The sequence below is a fragment of the Streptomyces sp. NBC_01454 genome (genome assembly GCF_036227565.1).
Lineage (GTDB): Bacteria > Actinomycetota > Actinomycetes > Streptomycetales > Streptomycetaceae > Streptomyces.
The window spans coordinates 444168-459211 of record NZ_CP109460.1; the positions used below are offsets into that span (position 1 = coordinate 444168).

The following is a 15044-nucleotide window of genomic DNA, read 5'->3' on the forward strand; positions in this document are numbered from 1 at the left end:
ACCAGGCAAGCGGCCGGAGGTGGCATGGCGCGGCAGGAGCTGGCCCGCTTTCTGCGGGACCGTCGGGCGGGCCTGCGTCCGCAGGAGGCAGGGGTGACGACGACGGGCAGCGCCCGCCGTACGCCGGGCCTGCGCCGTGAGGAGGTGGCGGAGCTCGCCCACATGTCGGTCGACTACTACACGCGGCTGGAGCAGGCACGGGGACCGCGGCCATCGGCCCGGATCCTGGACGCGCTGGCCCAGGTGCTGCGTCTCACGCCGGCCGAGCGCAGCCACCTGTTCCGCCTGGCGGGATCGAACGCGCCACCCGGCGCCAACACCGTGCGGCGGGTCCGCCCGCACGTAGCCCAGATGCTGGAGCGGCTGCCGGCGACCGCTGCCATCGTCACTGACGCGGCATACGGCGTCGTCGCCTGGAACCCCCTGGCCCAGGCACTGTTCGGCGGCGACCTCGCACGCGGGACGACAAACCTGGCCCGGCGCCGCTTCCTGGGCCGGGGGCGGATGTATGCGAGCTCCAGTACCGAGGAGTTCGGGCACATCGTGGTGGCGCGACTGCGCCGGTCCGCCGACCGCTACCCGCACGACCCGCGGCTGACCGCCCTGCTGGACGAACTGCACGCCGGCAGCGAGGAATTCCGGCAGATCTGGGAGACGCATCCGGTCCACGCACCCGGGCACCGCACCAAGACCGTGGACCACCCGGAAGCCGGCGTACTGCGGTTGAACTGCGACGTCCTGCTCGTGCCCGAGGATGACCAGGAAGTCGTCCTGATCACGGCCGACCCCGGATCACCTACCGTGCGGGCCCTGCAAACGCTGGCCAGGCAGGCGACCTGGGCAGCCCAGTAGCCGCTGCACCGCCGCAAGAGGCGGGTGGGACGCTGTCTTGCACGACCTACCCGCCTCTTGCCCTACCCGGCCGCCTACGTTCCCGGTCCAGCCGTTTCGTACGCCCCCGCGTGCCGGCGACGCCGTCATCCGTGTCAAACGACCTGTCACGGACACCGGGAATCCCTCCGACCCGGTACCGTCCCCTCACCACCGGGGGAGTCGTGTCGGATGGTCAGCGGTTGGCGAGCAGCGCGAGTTTGCCGAGCCGGTGAGGCGGCTCCCGTCGGGCGCGGCCAAGCGCTCCTCGCCACTGTCGGGGTGGTGACATGCTGTGCCGTTTGGTGGCACGCTCGAATGCCGACTTGCGGCGCGTGATCGACCGGATGGGGGGATTCGATGGCATCGTGCGGGCCTCGACGGCGATCACGTTGGAGAATCCGGTGCCGCTCCGGATCACTCCACTGGTGCGCCAGGCGTCGCGGCAGGCGCCGTATGGACCGCTGACCGCTGGAGGACCGGCCTTGAGAGAGGGACCGAGACGTGACCTCGCTGCTGATGCTGTTCCGGGGCGAACTGCCCCTGGCCGTCCCGCTGATCCTGGCGGGCGTACGGACCGCGCTCGTGCTGAACCTCGGCACCGCGACGCCGGCCACCTCCGGCATCACCGACCAGCGCATGCCGGTGCCGGTGCTCGGCTCCGTACTGACGGTCGTCATGGCGCGGATCAGGGACTGGCCGGGAACGCTCGTCGAGCTGCCGCTACGCCCACGCGGCCTGGAGGTGGACTGATGCGCCTGGCCCAGGTACGGACGGCCATCGCGGGCGCGGGCGCCCTGCTGCTCGCCGCCGCAGGGCTGAGCGGCTGCGGACTGACCAGCGGCAGCCCGCTGGCCGACTCGGTGCGGCCCGGCTCCATCGGGAAGGGGCGACCGCTGGGTGGCGCCCAACTGACCGTGACCTCAAAGGAGTTCACCGAGCAGATCATCCTGGGCCAGATCATGGGGCTGGTCTTCAAAGCGGCCGGCGCGGAAGTCGTGGACCGGACGAACATCCAGGGCTCGATCGGTGCCCGCGAGGCGGTCAAGTCCGGTGCGGCGGACGGGATGTACGAGTACACCGGCACGGCCTGGATCACCTACCTCGGTCACACCAAGCGGGTCGTCGACCCGCACGAGCAGTGGGAGGCCGTACGCGAGGAGGACCGCCGCAACGGCATCACCTGGCTGCCCGCGGCCCCGCTCAACAACACCTACGCGCTGGTCGCGAACCAGGCGAATGCGCAGAAGTACCGGCTGCGCACACTCTCCGACGTGGCACGTCTGACGAAGAATGACCCGGGCGCGGCGACGATCTGCGGCGGAAGCGAGTTCTCGGTGCGTGAGGACGGCCTGCCGGGCGTGGCGAAGACGTACGGATTCGCCCTCCGGCGTGGGAACTTCAAAAAGATGGACGACGGCGTCGTCTACACCCAGGTCGCCGAGGGCGCGGCCTGCGCCCTCGGCGTGGCGGCCACCACCGACGGCCGCATTCCCGAACTCAAGCTGAAGGTGCTGGAGGACGACCGGCACTTCTTCCCCAACTACAACGCGGCACCCGAGATGAACAGCGCCACAATGAGGAAGTACCCCGCCATCGCCGACCTCCTCTCCCCGATCACCAAGCGGCTGACGGGGGCGGAGGCCCAGCGGCTGAACGCGCGGGTGGACGTGGACGGGGAGGACCCGCACGAGGTGGCGAAGGACTGGCTGGTGCGGGAGGGCTTCATCCGGGAAGGCTGACAGACGGAATCGCACGAGCGTCCGACGAGCAGGAGGGGAGCGCCCTGCCGCTCGCGTGGACGCTGCCGTCCGGAGGGCCGGGACACCATGATCCGAACGAGGCGCCCCAGGGGCGTCACGAGGCGGGCCGCCACGGACGGAGCCGTGTCGGGTACGACGGAGCCGTGTCGGGTCAGGCCGTTGCGTAGACCCGGGTGGCGAACTCCGCGATCTGTTGGTCGCTGAGGTTCTTGGCAAGATCGGCCTCGGTGATCATTCCCACCAGTTGGTGGCCGCCTTTGACATCGATCACCGGCAGGCGCTTGATGTGCTGCTGCTCCATGGTCTGCAGCACCTCGCTGGCGTCCGCCTCGGCGTCGATCCAGTGCAGCCGTCCGCCCATGGAACCGGCCTGTACCGTCGCCGGATCGATGCCGTCGGCACAACACGAGACGACGATGTCACGATCGGTGATCATCCCGGTCAGTTTGTTGTTGTCACCGCAGATGGGCAGGCAGCCGACGTCCAGCTCCCGCATCATCTTCGCCGCGTCCCTCAAGGATTCGTGTGCCCCTACACAGTGCGCTCCGCCGGACATGATGTCCCGCGCCCGCAGCTTGCCGGCCATGATTCCTCCTGTCTCAGGAATGTGGTTGCCTTGCCTTCGATCACATCACGGATGCTCCGGCGTCGCTCCCCGGGAGCGGGGCGGGAGGCGGAGGCGCCGCGGCCGGGAGAAGAGCCGCCCACCCCTTTCCGTCTCAACTACCCGCGCACACAAGCTGTGGTGACTGCCGGACCCGGGCCGTGTCTGCGGCGTAGTGTCGGCCGACGTGACCTCGAATCCCTTCTTCTCGCCGAGCGACCTGCCCTACGAGCTGCCGCCCTTCGCGCGGATCCGTAACGAGCACTTCCTGCCCGCCTTCGTCCGCGGCATGGACGAGCAACTGGCCGAGGTGGCGGCGATCGGCGCGGCTGCCGAACCGGCGACCTTCGAGAACACCGTGGAGGCGCTGGAGCGCAGCGGCGCCGTGCTGGACCGGGTCAGCCGGGTGTTCTTCAACAAGGCGGCCGCGGACACCGATGACGAGACCCAGGCGCTGGAGGCCGAGCTCACGCCCCGGCTGGCCGCCCACGACGATGCGCTGCTGCTCGACCCCGCGCTGTTCGCCCGGCTCGACGCGCTCTTCGAGCGGCGCGAGCAGCTCGGACTGGACGCGGAACAGCGGATGCTGCTGGAGCGCCATCACACCCGCCGGGTGCGCGCCGGTGCCCGGCTCACGCCGGAACAACAGCAACGACTGCGCGAGCTCAATGCCGAAATCGCCACCCGGTGCACCGAGTTCGGGCGGAATCTGCGTACCGCCGACGCGGCCGCCGCGCTGGTGCTGGACCGTGCCGAGGAGCTGGCCGGGCTGTCCGCGGACCAGATCGCGGCCGCCGCCCGGAACGCCGATGCGCTCGGGCACGAGGGGAAGTTCGTGCTCAGTATGAAGAACTTCTCGAACCAGCCGGAGCTCGCCTCGCTGACCGATCCCGCCCTGCGCGCGCGGCTGCTGGCCGCCTCGCTCGGGCGCGGCAGCGACAGCAACGGCCCGGTGGCCGTCGCCCTTGCCGGGCTGCGTGCCGAGCGTGCCGCGCTGCTCGGCTACCCCAGCCACGCCGCCTGGGAGGTCGCCGACCGGACCGCCGGTACCACCGACGCCGTCGAGGACCTGCTCGGCCGGCTGGTCGCTCCCGCCGTCGCCAACGCCGAGCGGGAGGGCGCCGCCCTGGCCGAGGCGGCCGGCGTCGCCGAGATCGGCGCGGCGGACTGGCAGTTCTACTCCGAGCGGGTGCGCAAGGAGCGCTTCGACCTCGACGCGGCGGAGCTGCGACCGTATCTGGAACTGGAGACCGTGCTGCACGACGGTGTCTTCCACGCCGCCGGGCTGGTCTACGGCATCACGTTCACCGCGCGCCCCGATCTGGTGCCGTACCATCCGGACGCCCGCGTCTACGAGGTGCACGACTCCGACGACAGTCCGCTGGGCCTGTACATCGGCGACTTCCACGCCCGTGCGTCCAAGCGGGGCGGTGCCTGGATGAACGCGCTGGTCTCGCAGTCCCGGCTGCTCGGCCACCGGCCGGTGGTGGTCAACAACCTGAATGTCGCGAAGCCGCCGGCGGGCGAGCCGGTGCTGCTGACGTGGCGTGAGGTCCACACGCTGTTCCACGAGTTCGGGCATGCGCTGCACGGTCTGTTCTCCGACGTCCGCTACCCGTCGCTGTCGGGCACCCAGGTGCCGCGCGACTTCGTCGAGTTCCCGTCCCAGGTCAACGAGGTGTGGGCGGACCGGCCCGAGGTGCTGGCGCACTACGCGCGCCACCACGTCACCGGTGAGCCGATGCCGCCCGAACTGCCCGCCCGGCTGCGCGAGGCGGAGGCCTTCGGCGCGGGGTTCCGGATGGTGGAGCACCAGGCGGCCGCGGTGCTCGACTGGGCCTGGCACAGCCTCTCCGCCGACCAGGTGCCGGACGAGGACGCCGCCGAGGCCTTCGAGGCCGCCGCCCTTCAGCGCCACGGGCTCGCGATGGCGGCGATCCCGCCGCGCTACCGCACCGGCTACTTCGCCCATGTCTTCCACGGCGATTACGCGGCCGGGTATTACGGCTACCGCTGGGCGGAGGTGCTGGACGCCGACACCGTGTGCTGGTTCCGGGAGAACGGGAAGACCGTGCGCGAGAGCGGGGAGATCTTCCGCCGGGAGCTGCTGAGCAAGGGCGGCAGCGTCGATCCGCTCGGGGCGTTTCGCGCGGTGGTCGGCCGGGAGGCGCGGATCGAGCCGCTGCTGGCGCGCCACGGGCTGGACGGCTGAGCGGTACGGGCGCGGGGCTGCGGGCCGTCGGCGGAGGACCGACGGTCCACGGCCCCGGCGTCGCGACCCGCCCGTCACCGCTGTCAGCCGGATACGAAGCGGTGCTGCGGCTCCCCCTGGAGACGGCCCGGGGGGAGCTTGCGGCCGTAGGCGACCAGCAGCAGGTCCTGGGCGGTGCCGTGGAGGGGGGCTCCGGTGCCCAGGGACCAGTCGAGGTCGTCGGCGCGGAGCTGCACACCGGCGAGGTCGGCCCCGAAGAATCGGGTGGTCTTCGGGGTGACCTGCTCCAGGAGGAAGCGGATGCGGGCGGCGGGGACCTGCCGGCCGAGGCCGAGGGGGACGGTGAGGTCCAGGCCGTGGACGGCATCGTGCCCGAGCGCCGCGGCGGGTCCGCCGACGGGCGGGGTCCAGGGGTGCGTCGCGTGGTCCCGGAGGAAGCCGGCGAGTTCACCGGCCGAGGCGGCAGCGGCGTCCCTGCGGGCGCACCGGTCGGTCATCCGGTGGAGGTGGCCTCCCGATCTGAGGAGTTCGGCGAGCGTCCTGGGGAGCGAGTAGCGGAACCCCATCGACATATGGGCCGCCAGCTCGCGGACCCGCCACCCCGCGCACAGGGTCGGTGCCTGCCACTGTGCGGCCGACAGGCCGTCCAGCACGGCCGCCAGCTCCCGCCGTTCGGCCGCGATCTCCGCCTTGATGTCCATCGGCACGTCCCTTTCTCCCCTGCCTCCGGCTTCAAGGATCTTGGAGCGCCCGTCATAAGTCCAAGAGCCGCTGTTTCTGCTCACTAGAATCACCGGTTATGGAACTTCGTCAGCTGCGGTACTTCGTCACGGTGGTGGAGGAGGCCAACTTCACCCGGGCCGCGGCCCGTCTGCATCTGGCACAGCCCGGGGTGAGCGCCCAGATACGGCAGCTCGAACGGGAGCTGGGGCAGCCGCTCCTCGACCGCGGGGGCCGGGCGGTGACCGTGACGGAGGTGGGGCGGGCCGTCCTCCCCTACGCGCGGGCCGCCCTCGCCGCCGCCGAGGGGATCCGGCAGAGCGTGGACGAGTTCAGCGGGCTGCTGCGGGGACGGGTGCGGGTCGGCCTCGTCTCGGGCGCGAGCACCCGCAGATTCGACCTGGCGTCGCTGCTGGCCGATTTCCACGACGCCCATCCGCAGGTGGAGATCTCCCTCACCGAGGACACCTCCGAGCGGATGCTCGACGCGCTGCACGCCGGCGAACTCGACCTCGCCGTGACGGGCCTCGCAGCGGACGAACCGCCGCCGGGCCTCGCACTGCGGCTCGTGGTCGACGAGCCCCTCGTGGCCGCCGTCGCTCCCGACGACCCTCTGCTCGGCACGTATCCGGCCGGTGAGGGCATCCCGCTGACCGCGCTGCGCGACCGCCCGTTGATCAGTCTGCCGCGCGGGACCGGTCTGCGCGGGGTGCTCGAACGCGCCTGCGCGGAAGCGGGGTTCCGGCCCCGCATCGCCTTCGAGGCGGCCGCTCCGCAGGTGCTGGAGCGGCTCGCCGCCCGTGGCCTCGGCGTGGCCGTCGTCCCGGCGCCGGCGGACGGGGCCGCGGCCGGGCTGCGGACACGGGCGCTCACCGCACCGGCACTGCGCGGCCGGGTCGCCCTGACCTGGCGGACGGAGGGGCCGAGCGGCCCCGCGGCCAGGGCCCTGCTGGCGCGGCTGCGCGACGCGCTGCCCGTCCCGGGGGCCGACGGGGCTGTGCGTGAGGAGCCCGGGGAGACGGCCACAGCGCCGCCTCCCGGTGCCCAGGAGGCGGCTGCGCCGCGCGTGCGTCCTGCCCGTTGATGCCCTCGGCAGGCACCCGGGGGGGATCACCAGGCCGCGGGGGCGTAGTCCTTCAGGAAGCAGCCGTACAGGTCCTCGCCGAGCTCACCGCGGACGATCGGGTCGTAGACCCGGGCGGCGCCGTCGACCAGGTCGAGCGGGGCGTGGAAGCCCTCGTCCGCCAGGCGCATCTTGTCGGGGTGCGGGCGCTCGTCGGTGATCCAGCCGGTGTCCACGGCGGTCATGAGGATGCCGTCGGTCTCCAGCATCTCCCTGGCGCTGGTGCGGGTGAGCATGTTCAGCGCCGCCTTGGCCATATTGGTGTGCGGATGCCCGGCGCCCTTGTAGCCACGGCTGAACTGGCCTTCCATCGCCGAGACGTTGACCACGTACTTGCGGCGGGCGGTGGCCGCCGCCATCGCCGGGCGCAGCCTGCTCACCAGCAGGAACGGCGCGGTCATATTGCAGAGCTGGACTTCCAGGAGCTCGATCGGCTCGACCTCGTCCACCTTCTGGATCCAGGTGTTGGTCGCGTGCAGATCGGGGACGAGCCCGCCGGCGTCGATCGCGGTGCCCGCCTCGATCCGGGCGGGCGACGCGGAGCCGGTGGTCAGGGCGAGCGCGGTGATGTCCCCGGCGGTCAGGGCGCCGGAGCCGGCCGCGACGGCGGGGAGGGCCGCGGGGGCGCCGCTGCCGAAGTGCCCGAGGACGACCGAGGCGGGCAGTTCCCCGGCGGGCAGCGGCGCGGACTCGGCGGCGATCAGCTGTCCGTAGGCCTCCGGCGACCGGCGGACGGTCTGGGCGGCGTTGTTGATCAGGATGTCGAGCGGACCTTCGGCGCTGACGGTGTCGGCGAGCGCGAGGACCTGCGCCGGGTCCCGGAGGTCGATGCCGACGATCTTCAGCCGGTGCAGCCACTCCGCGCTGTCCGGCATCGCCTTGAAGCGGCGGATGGCGTCGTTCGGGAAGCGGGTGGTGACGGTGGTGTGGGCGCCGTCGCGCAGCAGCCGCAGCGCGATGTACATGCCGATCTTCGCCCGGCCGCCGGTGAGCAGCGCGCGCCGGCCGGTGAGGTCCGTGCGGGCGTCGCGGCGGGCCCGGTTCTCCTTGGCGCAGGGCGGGCAGAGCTGGTGGTAGAAGGCGTCGACCTGGACGTAGCGGCTCTTGCAGGTGTAGCAGGACCGGGGCCGTTCCAGGATGCCGGCGATCTCGGACGTCACGGAGCTGCTGAGGGCCAGGCCCTGCGTCTCGTCGTCGATCCGGTCGGGGGCGCCCGTGGCGGTGGCCGCGGTCACCGCCCTGTCGTTGGCGGACTTGGCCGCCCGGCGCTCCTGCCGGCGGCGCTGCTTCACCTTGCGGTAGATCCCGGCGGTGGCACGGCGTATCGCGATGGCGTCGGGGTGGTCGATGGGCAGCGCGTCGAGCTCCTCCAGCACGCTGAGGCAGACCGCCATCCGTTCCGCCTCGATACCCGCGTCCGCGGCCATGCCTGTTTCGGTCACCGTCATTGCCGCTGCTGCTTCCCCTGGGATCGCGCGTTCTATTTATGCTTCGGCGGAACTGTACGTAGCCGGGGGCGGCAGCGCCAAACCCGGTGGGCGCGCGGGCCGTGGCCGCCGCCCGGCGGAAGGCGGTGCGTGACCTGCACGGCACCGCGCAGGTCACGGCCGAGGGGCCCGGCGCCGGTCGCGCCGGGCCCCTCGGCTCCGCCTCACCCGACGACCGTCACGTCACCGGGTCGTGGCCCAGCTCGATGTCGCACTCGCCGTGCCCGGCGGCCCCCACGGACAGCGGGGTCGCCACCGGCGGGTAGCCGCTGGCGATCAGGGTGTAGTCGCCGCTGTCGAGATCGGTGAAGACGTACTCGCCGTCCCGGCCGCTGGTGGCGGTGCCCACCACGTTGCCCGCCGGGTCCAGCAGGGTCACCCGGGCGTCGTCCACCGGACTGCCGTGTGCCGTGCGGACGGTGCCCCGGACCTGGGCACCGGGCGTCAGCCGGACCTCGTACCAGTTGCGGGCGCCGGAGACGACCTCCACCTGGAGGGCGGAGGGCCGGTGGTGCTCGGCGCTGACGGCCAGGGTGTAGCTGCCCGGGCTCAGTTCGGCGAAGGCGAAGCCGCCGTCCTGGCCGGCCGCCCCCGACGCCACGACCTCGCCGCGGACGTCGGTGGCCACGACGAGCGCGCCGGGCACCGGGTCGTCGCCCTTGTCCTCCCGGACCTCGCCCGACAGGCCGGCCGCGCCGCTGAGGGTCAGGTCGAACGCCACCGGCTCCTCGCCCACGACGACGGTCGCGGCCTGCGGCCTGCGGGCCCCCGCCGAGCCGATCAGCACATAGGTGCCGGCTCCCGTCGTGGGCAGGGAGTAGCCGCCGTCGGCCCCGGTCGAGGCACGGCCGAGCTGCCGGCCGCCGACACTGATCAGGGTGACCGCGGCCCGGTCCACCGGCCTGCCGTCGCCGTCGCGCACCGTGCCCCGGATCGCGGGACCGGTCGCGCCGGTCACCGCGCCCACGGGCGGTTTGGTGAGGGCCGGTGCGGGGGCGTCCGCCGGAACAACGGCCGGTGCGGCCGCGGTGGGCGGGCCGGCGGCGTCGAGCGCCGTCGCGGCATCCTCGGCGCCGTCCGCCGTACCCGCGGCGGGCTGCGCCTCCGCGTCGGCCTCCGCGTCGGCCTGGGCCCGCGCCTGGAGACCCGACAGCTGCCGCAGCGGCATCTCCTTGATGAACCACATCAGCACGAAGGCCAGCGCCACGACGATCGCGCCCATCAGGAACACGGTGTGCATCGAGTCCGCGAAGCCGCGCTTGAACGGCTCCGCCAGCCGCGGGTCGAGCTGCTGGATGAACGACGAGTCGCTGAGCACGCCCGAGGAGTTGCCGTTGCCGGGGTGCTTGAGCATGTCCAGCACGGGCTTGTTGGCCGGGTCGTGCAGCACCGCGGGGTCGTGCAGCGCGGCCTGGAACCGTTCGGTGTGCACGGCGTCCTTGAACGCCGTGGAGATCTTCTCCCCGACCGTGCTGAACAGCACCGACAGGAAGATCGCGGTACCGGCGGTGGCGCCCATCTGCCGGAAGAACGTGGCCGAGGAGGTCGCCACGCCCATGTCCCGCGGTGGCACCGCGTTCTGTACGGACAGCACCAGGGTCTGCATGCAGCCGCCCAGGCCGAGGCCGAAGAGCAGCATGTAGACCATGGTCTGCCACAGCGGGGTGTCCCACTGGACGCGGAAGTGGAAGAGCAGCATCGCCGCGACCATCAGCGCGGTGCCGATGATCGGGAAGATCTTGTAGCGGCCGGTCTTGCCGGTGATCTGGCCGGACGCGACCGAGGCGATCAGCATGCCCGCCATCAGCGGCAGCATCTCCAGACCCGACTTCGTGGGGCTGGCGCCCTTCACGATCTGGAGGTACTGCGGGATCATCAGCATCCCGCCGAACATGCCCATACCGATCAGCACGGACATCACGCTGGTCTTGCTGAAGGTGCCGTTGCGGAACAGCCGCATCGGGATCAGCGCGTCCTCCCCCATCCACCGCTCGACGAAGATCCAGGCGATGATGCCGACCGCGCCGATGGCATAGCAGGCGATCGACCGGGACGAGTCCCAGCCCCACTCCCGGCCCTGCTCCGCGACGAGCAGCAGCGGCACGACACCGAGCGAGAGGGTGACCGCGCCCCACCAGTCGATGCGGTGATCGCGCCGGGTGTGCGGGATGTTGAGGACCTTGGCGACGACGAACAGCGCGATGATGCCGATCGGCACGTTGACCAGGAAGACCCAGCGCCAGCCGGTGATGCCCAGCAGCTGGTCCTGACCTGCCAGGGCCCCGCCGATCAGCGGCCCGGCCACGCTGGAGGTGGCGAAGGTGCCGAGCATGTAGCCCTGATACCGGGCGCGTTCCCGGGGCGGGACGATGTCACCGAGGATCGCCAGCGCCAGCGACATCAGACCGCCGGCGCCCAGGCCCTGGACGGCCCGGAAGGCGGCGAGTTCGGTCATCGAGGTGGAGAAGGTGCACAGTACCGAGCCACCGACGAAGATCGTGATCGCCGCCAGGTAGTAGGGCTTGCGGCCGTGCAGGTCGGACAGCTTGCCGTACAGCGGGGTGGCGATCGTCGAGGTGATCAGATAGGCGGTGGTCGCCCAGGCCTGCTGGCTGAGGCCGTGCAGATCGTCGGCGATGGTCCGGATCGAGGTGCTGACGATGGTCTGGTCGAGGGCGGCCAGGAACATCCCCAGCATCAAGCCGCTGAGGATGGTGAGGATCTGACGGTGACTCAGGAAGCCTGGGGCGGGTATCGCCCCGGCTGACGCCTCGGGCGGAGAGGTGGCTGTGCTCATGTACGTATGTCTCCCTGCTCCACGGCGGCGCCCTGGTCTCCCCCGGGACCCAGCCGTGTGTGTTGTCGTTCTGCCATGTCCTCGTTGAGGCGGCCCAGCAGCCGGATCAGATCGGCCCGGTCCTGGGGCGACCACGGTTCAAGGAGCGCGGCGAGTTCGGCGTCGCGCTGTCTGCGGTACTGCGCGAAGGCGGCCCGCCCGGAATCCGTCGCGGCCAGCAGCGAGCCGCGGCGGTCCTCCGGATCGGGGCGCCGGGTGACCAGGCCCCGTTCGACCAGCGAACGCACCTGACGGCTGACGGTCGACAGGTCGAGGAAGGCATCGGCAGCCAGATCCGTCGCCCGCTGGTCGCCGCCGACCACCAGCCTGGCCAGCAGCACCCGGTCGGCCGCGCCGCCGTCGGTCTTCGCGCGCTGCTTCCATGCCGCGATCAGCCGGGAGAAACGGACGATCTCCGTCCCCAGCCCGGCGGCGGCCTCCTCCAGCCTCGATGAGGCGGTGACCTGCGCGGCAGCCCGGTCGCAGGTATGGACCGTGCCCTTGCTCATCGTCGTGATCCTCGCGGTGGTGTCGTCGGCCCACTGAATACATTGCTTGTATCCAGCAAGCATAGCGGCTGGAATCGGCCACGTCGCACCACCCTCGGCATCCGGGGAAGGAGCCCGGCACCGCCCTCTTCCGGCCGTGCCGCCCCGCCGGCACCGGGGGCATGGCACGCTGATCGCGGACCGGTAAGGGCAGGCGGACGGAAGGAAGCCGACGATGGGTGTGGGCAACGGCGCTCGGCGGCGGGCTGCGCTCGGGACGTGGCCGACCCCGCTGGAACCGGCGCCGCGGCTGGCCCGCGCGCTGGGGCTCGGCGCGGAGGACCTCTGGGTCAAGCGGGACGACCTCACCGGTCTCGGCGGCGGCGGGAACAAGGTGCGCAAGCTGGAGTGGCTGTGCGGTGCGGCGCTCGCCGAGGGCGCCACGACACTGGTGACGACCGGCGCCGCGCAGAGCAACCACGCCCGGCTGACCGCGGCGGCCGGGGCCCGGCTCGGACTCGACGTGGTGCTGGTGCTGGCCGGCTCACCCGGCTCGTCAGCCTCCGGCAACCTCGTCCTCGACGGTCTCTTCGGGGCCACCGTCGTGTGGGCCGGGAAGGTGCGGGGCGCGGAGCTCGCGGCCGCGGCGGAGCGGGTGGCGGAAGGGCTCCGGCAGCGGGGCGCCGTCCCCTCCGTGATTCCCCTGGGGGGTTCCAGCCCGCTGGGTGCGTACGGCTACGCCGAGTGCGGGCGCGAACTGCTCGGCCAGGCACCGGATCTGGACACCGTCGTCGTCGCGCTCGGCTCCGGCGGCATGATGGCCGGCCTGGTGGACACCCTCGGCCCCGGCAGGGTGCTGGGGGTCGACTGCGGCGCGGTGGACGATCCGGCGGGCACCGTGACCGGGCTGGTCTCCGGGCTGTCCGGCACCGTCCACGCCCCGGAGGCGCTGCGGCTGCGGCGCGACCAAGTCGGCGCCGGCTACAGCACGTTGACCGAGGAGTCGATGGACGCGCTGACTCTGGCGGGCCGTACGGAGGGCCTCGCACTGGACCCCGTCTACACCGGGCGGGCACTGGCCGGGCTGCGGGCGGCGGTGCGGGACGGCTCGGTGGCGGCCGGGCGGCGCACCGTACTGCTGCACTCCGGCGGGCTGCCCGGTCTGTTCGGCCACTGTGCCGCCGTCGCCCGGTCGCAGGAGACGCTCACGGTCCTGTCGCCGTAGCGGCGGCGGGCCCCGTACGGCGCCGTACCGCGGCGCCCCGCCCGCCGCGGGCCCGGCCGGATCAGATCGCGGGGAAGGTCTCGGGGACGCCGAGTGTCCCCGAGACGGCCCGCCAGATGGCGGCCTGGGCGGCGGGGAGGTCGATCCTGGGGTCGCCCAGCATCAGCCGGATGCCGAAGCCGTCGCTCAGCGCGAGCAGCAGCGTGCTGGTCGCATCGACGTCGCAGTCGCGGAATTCGCCCGCCTCGATGCCCCGCCGGATGGCCTGGGCGAGCCAGGTGTGCAGCTGGTCGTAGAGATCGACGGCGAGCTGCTGGGCGGTCTCGTCGCGCAGGGCCCGGACCCACAGCTCCTGCCACAGCCGCCAGTCCTGCCGCAGCTCCGGGTCCGTGGGCAGCATGTTGTGCAGAATGCGGGCCAGGACCACCGAGGCCGGCACGGTGTCGGCGTCCCGTTCGAGTTCGGTGCCGGTCTGTCCGAAGGAATGGGTCATCGCCTCGGCGAACAGCCGCTCGCGGTTCTCGAAGTGGTAGTGGAGCAGGGCCGTCGACACCCCGGCGTGTTCCGCGACCATCCGCATACGGATCTTTTCGAAGCCGACCTCGGCGATCACTTCGCACGCGGCGGCAAGGATCCGTTCCCGCGTTTCGAGAGTGCGTTCAGCCTTGGCCACGTGAGTGCTCCCCGGGTCGGTGTCGCTGTTGTCGGCGGGCGCGGCGGGCCCGTCCCGTTCCATCTTCCCGCATCGTCTCCCCCGCTCGTCGGTGGCCGGTGCTCACGGGTAGTGGTGGAAGCCGCGGCCCGACTTCCGGCCCAGCAGGCCCGCCTCGACCATCCGGGCCAGCAGCGGCGGCGGTGCGTAGCGCGGCTCACGGAACTCCTCGTACAGCGACTCGGCGATGGCCCGGGTGGTGTCGAGGCCGATCAGATCGGCCAGGGCGAGCGGGCCCAGCGGATGGGCGCAGCCGAGCCGCATCCCCCGGTCGATGTCGGCCGCCGAGGCCGTGCCGGACTCGGCCATCCGTACCGCGTCCAGCAGATAGGGGATGAGCAGGGCGTTGACGATGAACCCGGCACGGTCCGCGGCGTGCACGACCTCCTTGCCCAGGACCCCGGCGGCGAAGGCCCGCGTCCTTCGGGTGGTGTCCTCGCCGGTGAGCAGCGAGGACACCAGCTCGACCAGCGGCAGCACTGGCACCGGGTTGAAGAAGTGCAGGCCGATGACCTGCTGGGGGCGGGCGGTGGCGGCGGCGAGCCGGATGACGGGAAGCGAGGAGGTGTTGGTGGCCAGGATCGCGTCCGGCCGGCGCACCACGTGGTCCAGCCGCGCGAAGACGTCGAGCTTCGCGGCCTCGTCCTCGGCTACGGCCTCGACGACCAGATCGCGGTCGGCGAGTGCGGCCAGGTCCGCGGTGACGGTGATCCGGGCGAGCGCGGCGTCCCGGTCCTCGCCGGAGAGTTTCCCGGCCGCCGCGGCCCGTCCGAGGGAGGCGGCGATCCGGCGGAGCCCGGCGTCCGCGGCGGCGGCACCGGTCTCCACGACGGTCACGTCCCGGCCGGCCCGGGCGCACACCTCGGCTATTCCCGAACCCATCAGGCCGCAGCCCACGACCCCGACGCGTGCGACGGCGGCTTCTTCGACGGCGGGTGCGGACATCGGTCCTCCTCGGTCGGCGTACGGGGTGGCACGGCGCGGTGACCACGCCTGGTGGAGCG

The 15044-nt window shown here is 72.3% G+C and carries 12 protein-coding genes and 1 pseudogene; 6 read left to right on the top strand and 7 right to left on the bottom strand.

Annotation, left to right across the window (positions count from 1 at the left end; all coding sequences use genetic code 11):
- The first annotated feature begins 24 nt into the window (after window positions 1-24).
- The 3 genes and pseudogenes from OIU81_RS01490 to OIU81_RS01500 all read left to right on the top strand — a co-directional run bounded on the left by OIU81_RS01490 (window position 25) and on the right by OIU81_RS01500 (window position 2612).
- Window positions 25-852, top strand: a complete 828-nt coding sequence (locus OIU81_RS01490; RefSeq protein ID WP_329142277.1) for a helix-turn-helix transcriptional regulator — start codon at window positions 25-27, stop codon at window positions 850-852.
- Between the two features lie 537 nt (window positions 853-1389).
- A pseudogene (locus OIU81_RS01495) lies at window positions 1390-1623 on the top strand (ABC transporter permease); the annotation flags it as partial.
- A complete protein-coding gene (locus tag OIU81_RS01500; protein ID WP_329142279.1) occupies window positions 1623-2612 on the top strand; it encodes a glycine betaine ABC transporter substrate-binding protein in 990 nt (329 codons plus the stop codon). The pseudogene OIU81_RS01495 and the gene OIU81_RS01500, both read left to right, overlap by 1 nt.
- A 172-nt stretch (window positions 2613-2784) precedes the next feature.
- Here OIU81_RS01500 and OIU81_RS01505 read toward each other — a convergent pair whose 3' ends face one another.
- On the bottom strand, window positions 2785-3219 hold the full coding sequence (locus OIU81_RS01505) for a CBS domain-containing protein (protein WP_329142281.1): 435 nt from the start codon (window positions 3217-3219) through the stop codon (window positions 2785-2787).
- Between the two features lie 205 nt (window positions 3220-3424).
- On the opposite strand from OIU81_RS01505, the gene OIU81_RS01510 reads away from it, so the two are divergent.
- On the top strand, window positions 3425-5449 hold the full coding sequence (locus tag OIU81_RS01510) for a M3 family metallopeptidase (protein WP_329142284.1): 2025 nt from the start codon (window positions 3425-3427) through the stop codon (window positions 5447-5449).
- A gap of 83 nt (window positions 5450-5532) precedes the next feature.
- Here OIU81_RS01510 and OIU81_RS01515 read toward each other — a convergent pair whose 3' ends face one another.
- Window positions 5533-6150: a maleylpyruvate isomerase family mycothiol-dependent enzyme gene (locus OIU81_RS01515; RefSeq protein ID WP_329142286.1), complete on the bottom strand. Its 618-nt coding sequence runs from the start codon at window positions 6148-6150 to the stop codon at window positions 5533-5535.
- 98 nt (window positions 6151-6248) lie between these two features.
- On the opposite strand from OIU81_RS01515, the gene OIU81_RS01520 reads away from it, so the two are divergent.
- Window positions 6249-7253 (top strand): LysR family transcriptional regulator, encoded by a 1005-nt coding sequence (locus tag OIU81_RS01520; protein WP_329142288.1) that lies wholly within the window; start codon window positions 6249-6251, stop codon window positions 7251-7253.
- A gap of 26 nt (window positions 7254-7279) precedes the next feature.
- Here the strand turns inward: OIU81_RS01520 and OIU81_RS01525 are convergent, their stop codons facing one another.
- The 3 genes from OIU81_RS01525 to OIU81_RS01535 all read right to left on the bottom strand — a co-directional run bounded on the left by OIU81_RS01525 (window position 7280) and on the right by OIU81_RS01535 (window position 12124).
- Window positions 7280-8740: an SDR family NAD(P)-dependent oxidoreductase gene (locus tag OIU81_RS01525; protein ID WP_329142290.1), complete on the bottom strand. Its 1461-nt coding sequence runs from the start codon at window positions 8738-8740 to the stop codon at window positions 7280-7282.
- 217 nt (window positions 8741-8957) lie between these two features.
- On the bottom strand, window positions 8958-11576 hold the full coding sequence (locus OIU81_RS01530; protein ID WP_329142292.1) for an MFS transporter: 2619 nt from the start codon (window positions 11574-11576) through the stop codon (window positions 8958-8960).
- Window positions 11573-12124 (bottom strand): MarR family winged helix-turn-helix transcriptional regulator, encoded by a 552-nt coding sequence (locus OIU81_RS01535; protein WP_329142294.1) that lies wholly within the window; start codon window positions 12122-12124, stop codon window positions 11573-11575. The genes OIU81_RS01530 and OIU81_RS01535 overlap by 4 nt, the downstream gene beginning before the upstream one ends.
- A gap of 214 nt (window positions 12125-12338) precedes the next feature.
- Between OIU81_RS01535 and OIU81_RS01540 the strand changes: the two genes are divergently transcribed.
- Window positions 12339-13328, top strand: coding sequence for a D-cysteine desulfhydrase family protein (locus OIU81_RS01540; RefSeq protein ID WP_329142296.1), 990 nt, complete (start codon window positions 12339-12341; stop codon window positions 13326-13328).
- 61 nt (window positions 13329-13389) lie between these two features.
- On the opposite strand, the gene OIU81_RS01545 is transcribed toward OIU81_RS01540, so the two are convergent.
- Window positions 13390-14064, bottom strand: coding sequence for a TetR/AcrR family transcriptional regulator (locus OIU81_RS01545; RefSeq protein WP_329142299.1), 675 nt, complete (start codon window positions 14062-14064; stop codon window positions 13390-13392).
- Between the two features lie 39 nt (window positions 14065-14103).
- Window positions 14104-14985 (bottom strand): 3-hydroxybutyryl-CoA dehydrogenase, encoded by an 882-nt coding sequence (locus OIU81_RS01550; RefSeq protein WP_329142301.1) that lies wholly within the window; start codon window positions 14983-14985, stop codon window positions 14104-14106.
- Window positions 14986-15044: the final 59 nt, after the last annotated feature.

What these genes read in the sequence shown, in the direction of transcription:
- OIU81_RS01535 (WP_329142294.1), bottom strand. Translation starts at nt 12,124, where the DNA reads ATGAGCAAGGGCACGGTCCATACCTGCGACCGGGCTGCCGCGCAGGTC.
- OIU81_RS01540 (WP_329142296.1), top strand. Translation starts at nt 12,339, where the DNA reads ATGGGTGTGGGCAACGGCGCTCGGCGGCGGGCTGCGCTCGGGACGTGG.
- OIU81_RS01490 (WP_329142277.1), top strand. Translation starts at nt 25, where the DNA reads ATGGCGCGGCAGGAGCTGGCCCGCTTTCTGCGGGACCGTCGGGCGGGC.
- OIU81_RS01515 (WP_329142286.1), bottom strand. Translation starts at nt 6,150, where the DNA reads ATGGACATCAAGGCGGAGATCGCGGCCGAACGGCGGGAGCTGGCGGCC.
- OIU81_RS01520 (WP_329142288.1), top strand. Translation starts at nt 6,249, where the DNA reads ATGGAACTTCGTCAGCTGCGGTACTTCGTCACGGTGGTGGAGGAGGCC.
- OIU81_RS01505 (WP_329142281.1), bottom strand. Translation starts at nt 3,219, where the DNA reads ATGGCCGGCAAGCTGCGGGCGCGGGACATCATGTCCGGCGGAGCGCAC.
- OIU81_RS01525 (WP_329142290.1), bottom strand. Translation starts at nt 8,740, where the DNA reads ATGACGGTGACCGAAACAGGCATGGCCGCGGACGCGGGTATCGAGGCG.
- OIU81_RS01545 (WP_329142299.1), bottom strand. Translation starts at nt 14,064, where the DNA reads ATGGAACGGGACGGGCCCGCCGCGCCCGCCGACAACAGCGACACCGAC.
- OIU81_RS01530 (WP_329142292.1), bottom strand. Translation starts at nt 11,576, where the DNA reads ATGAGCACAGCCACCTCTCCGCCCGAGGCGTCAGCCGGGGCGATACCC.
- OIU81_RS01550 (WP_329142301.1), bottom strand. Translation starts at nt 14,985, where the DNA reads ATGTCCGCACCCGCCGTCGAAGAAGCCGCCGTCGCACGCGTCGGGGTC.
- OIU81_RS01500 (WP_329142279.1), top strand. Translation starts at nt 1,623, where the DNA reads ATGCGCCTGGCCCAGGTACGGACGGCCATCGCGGGCGCGGGCGCCCTG.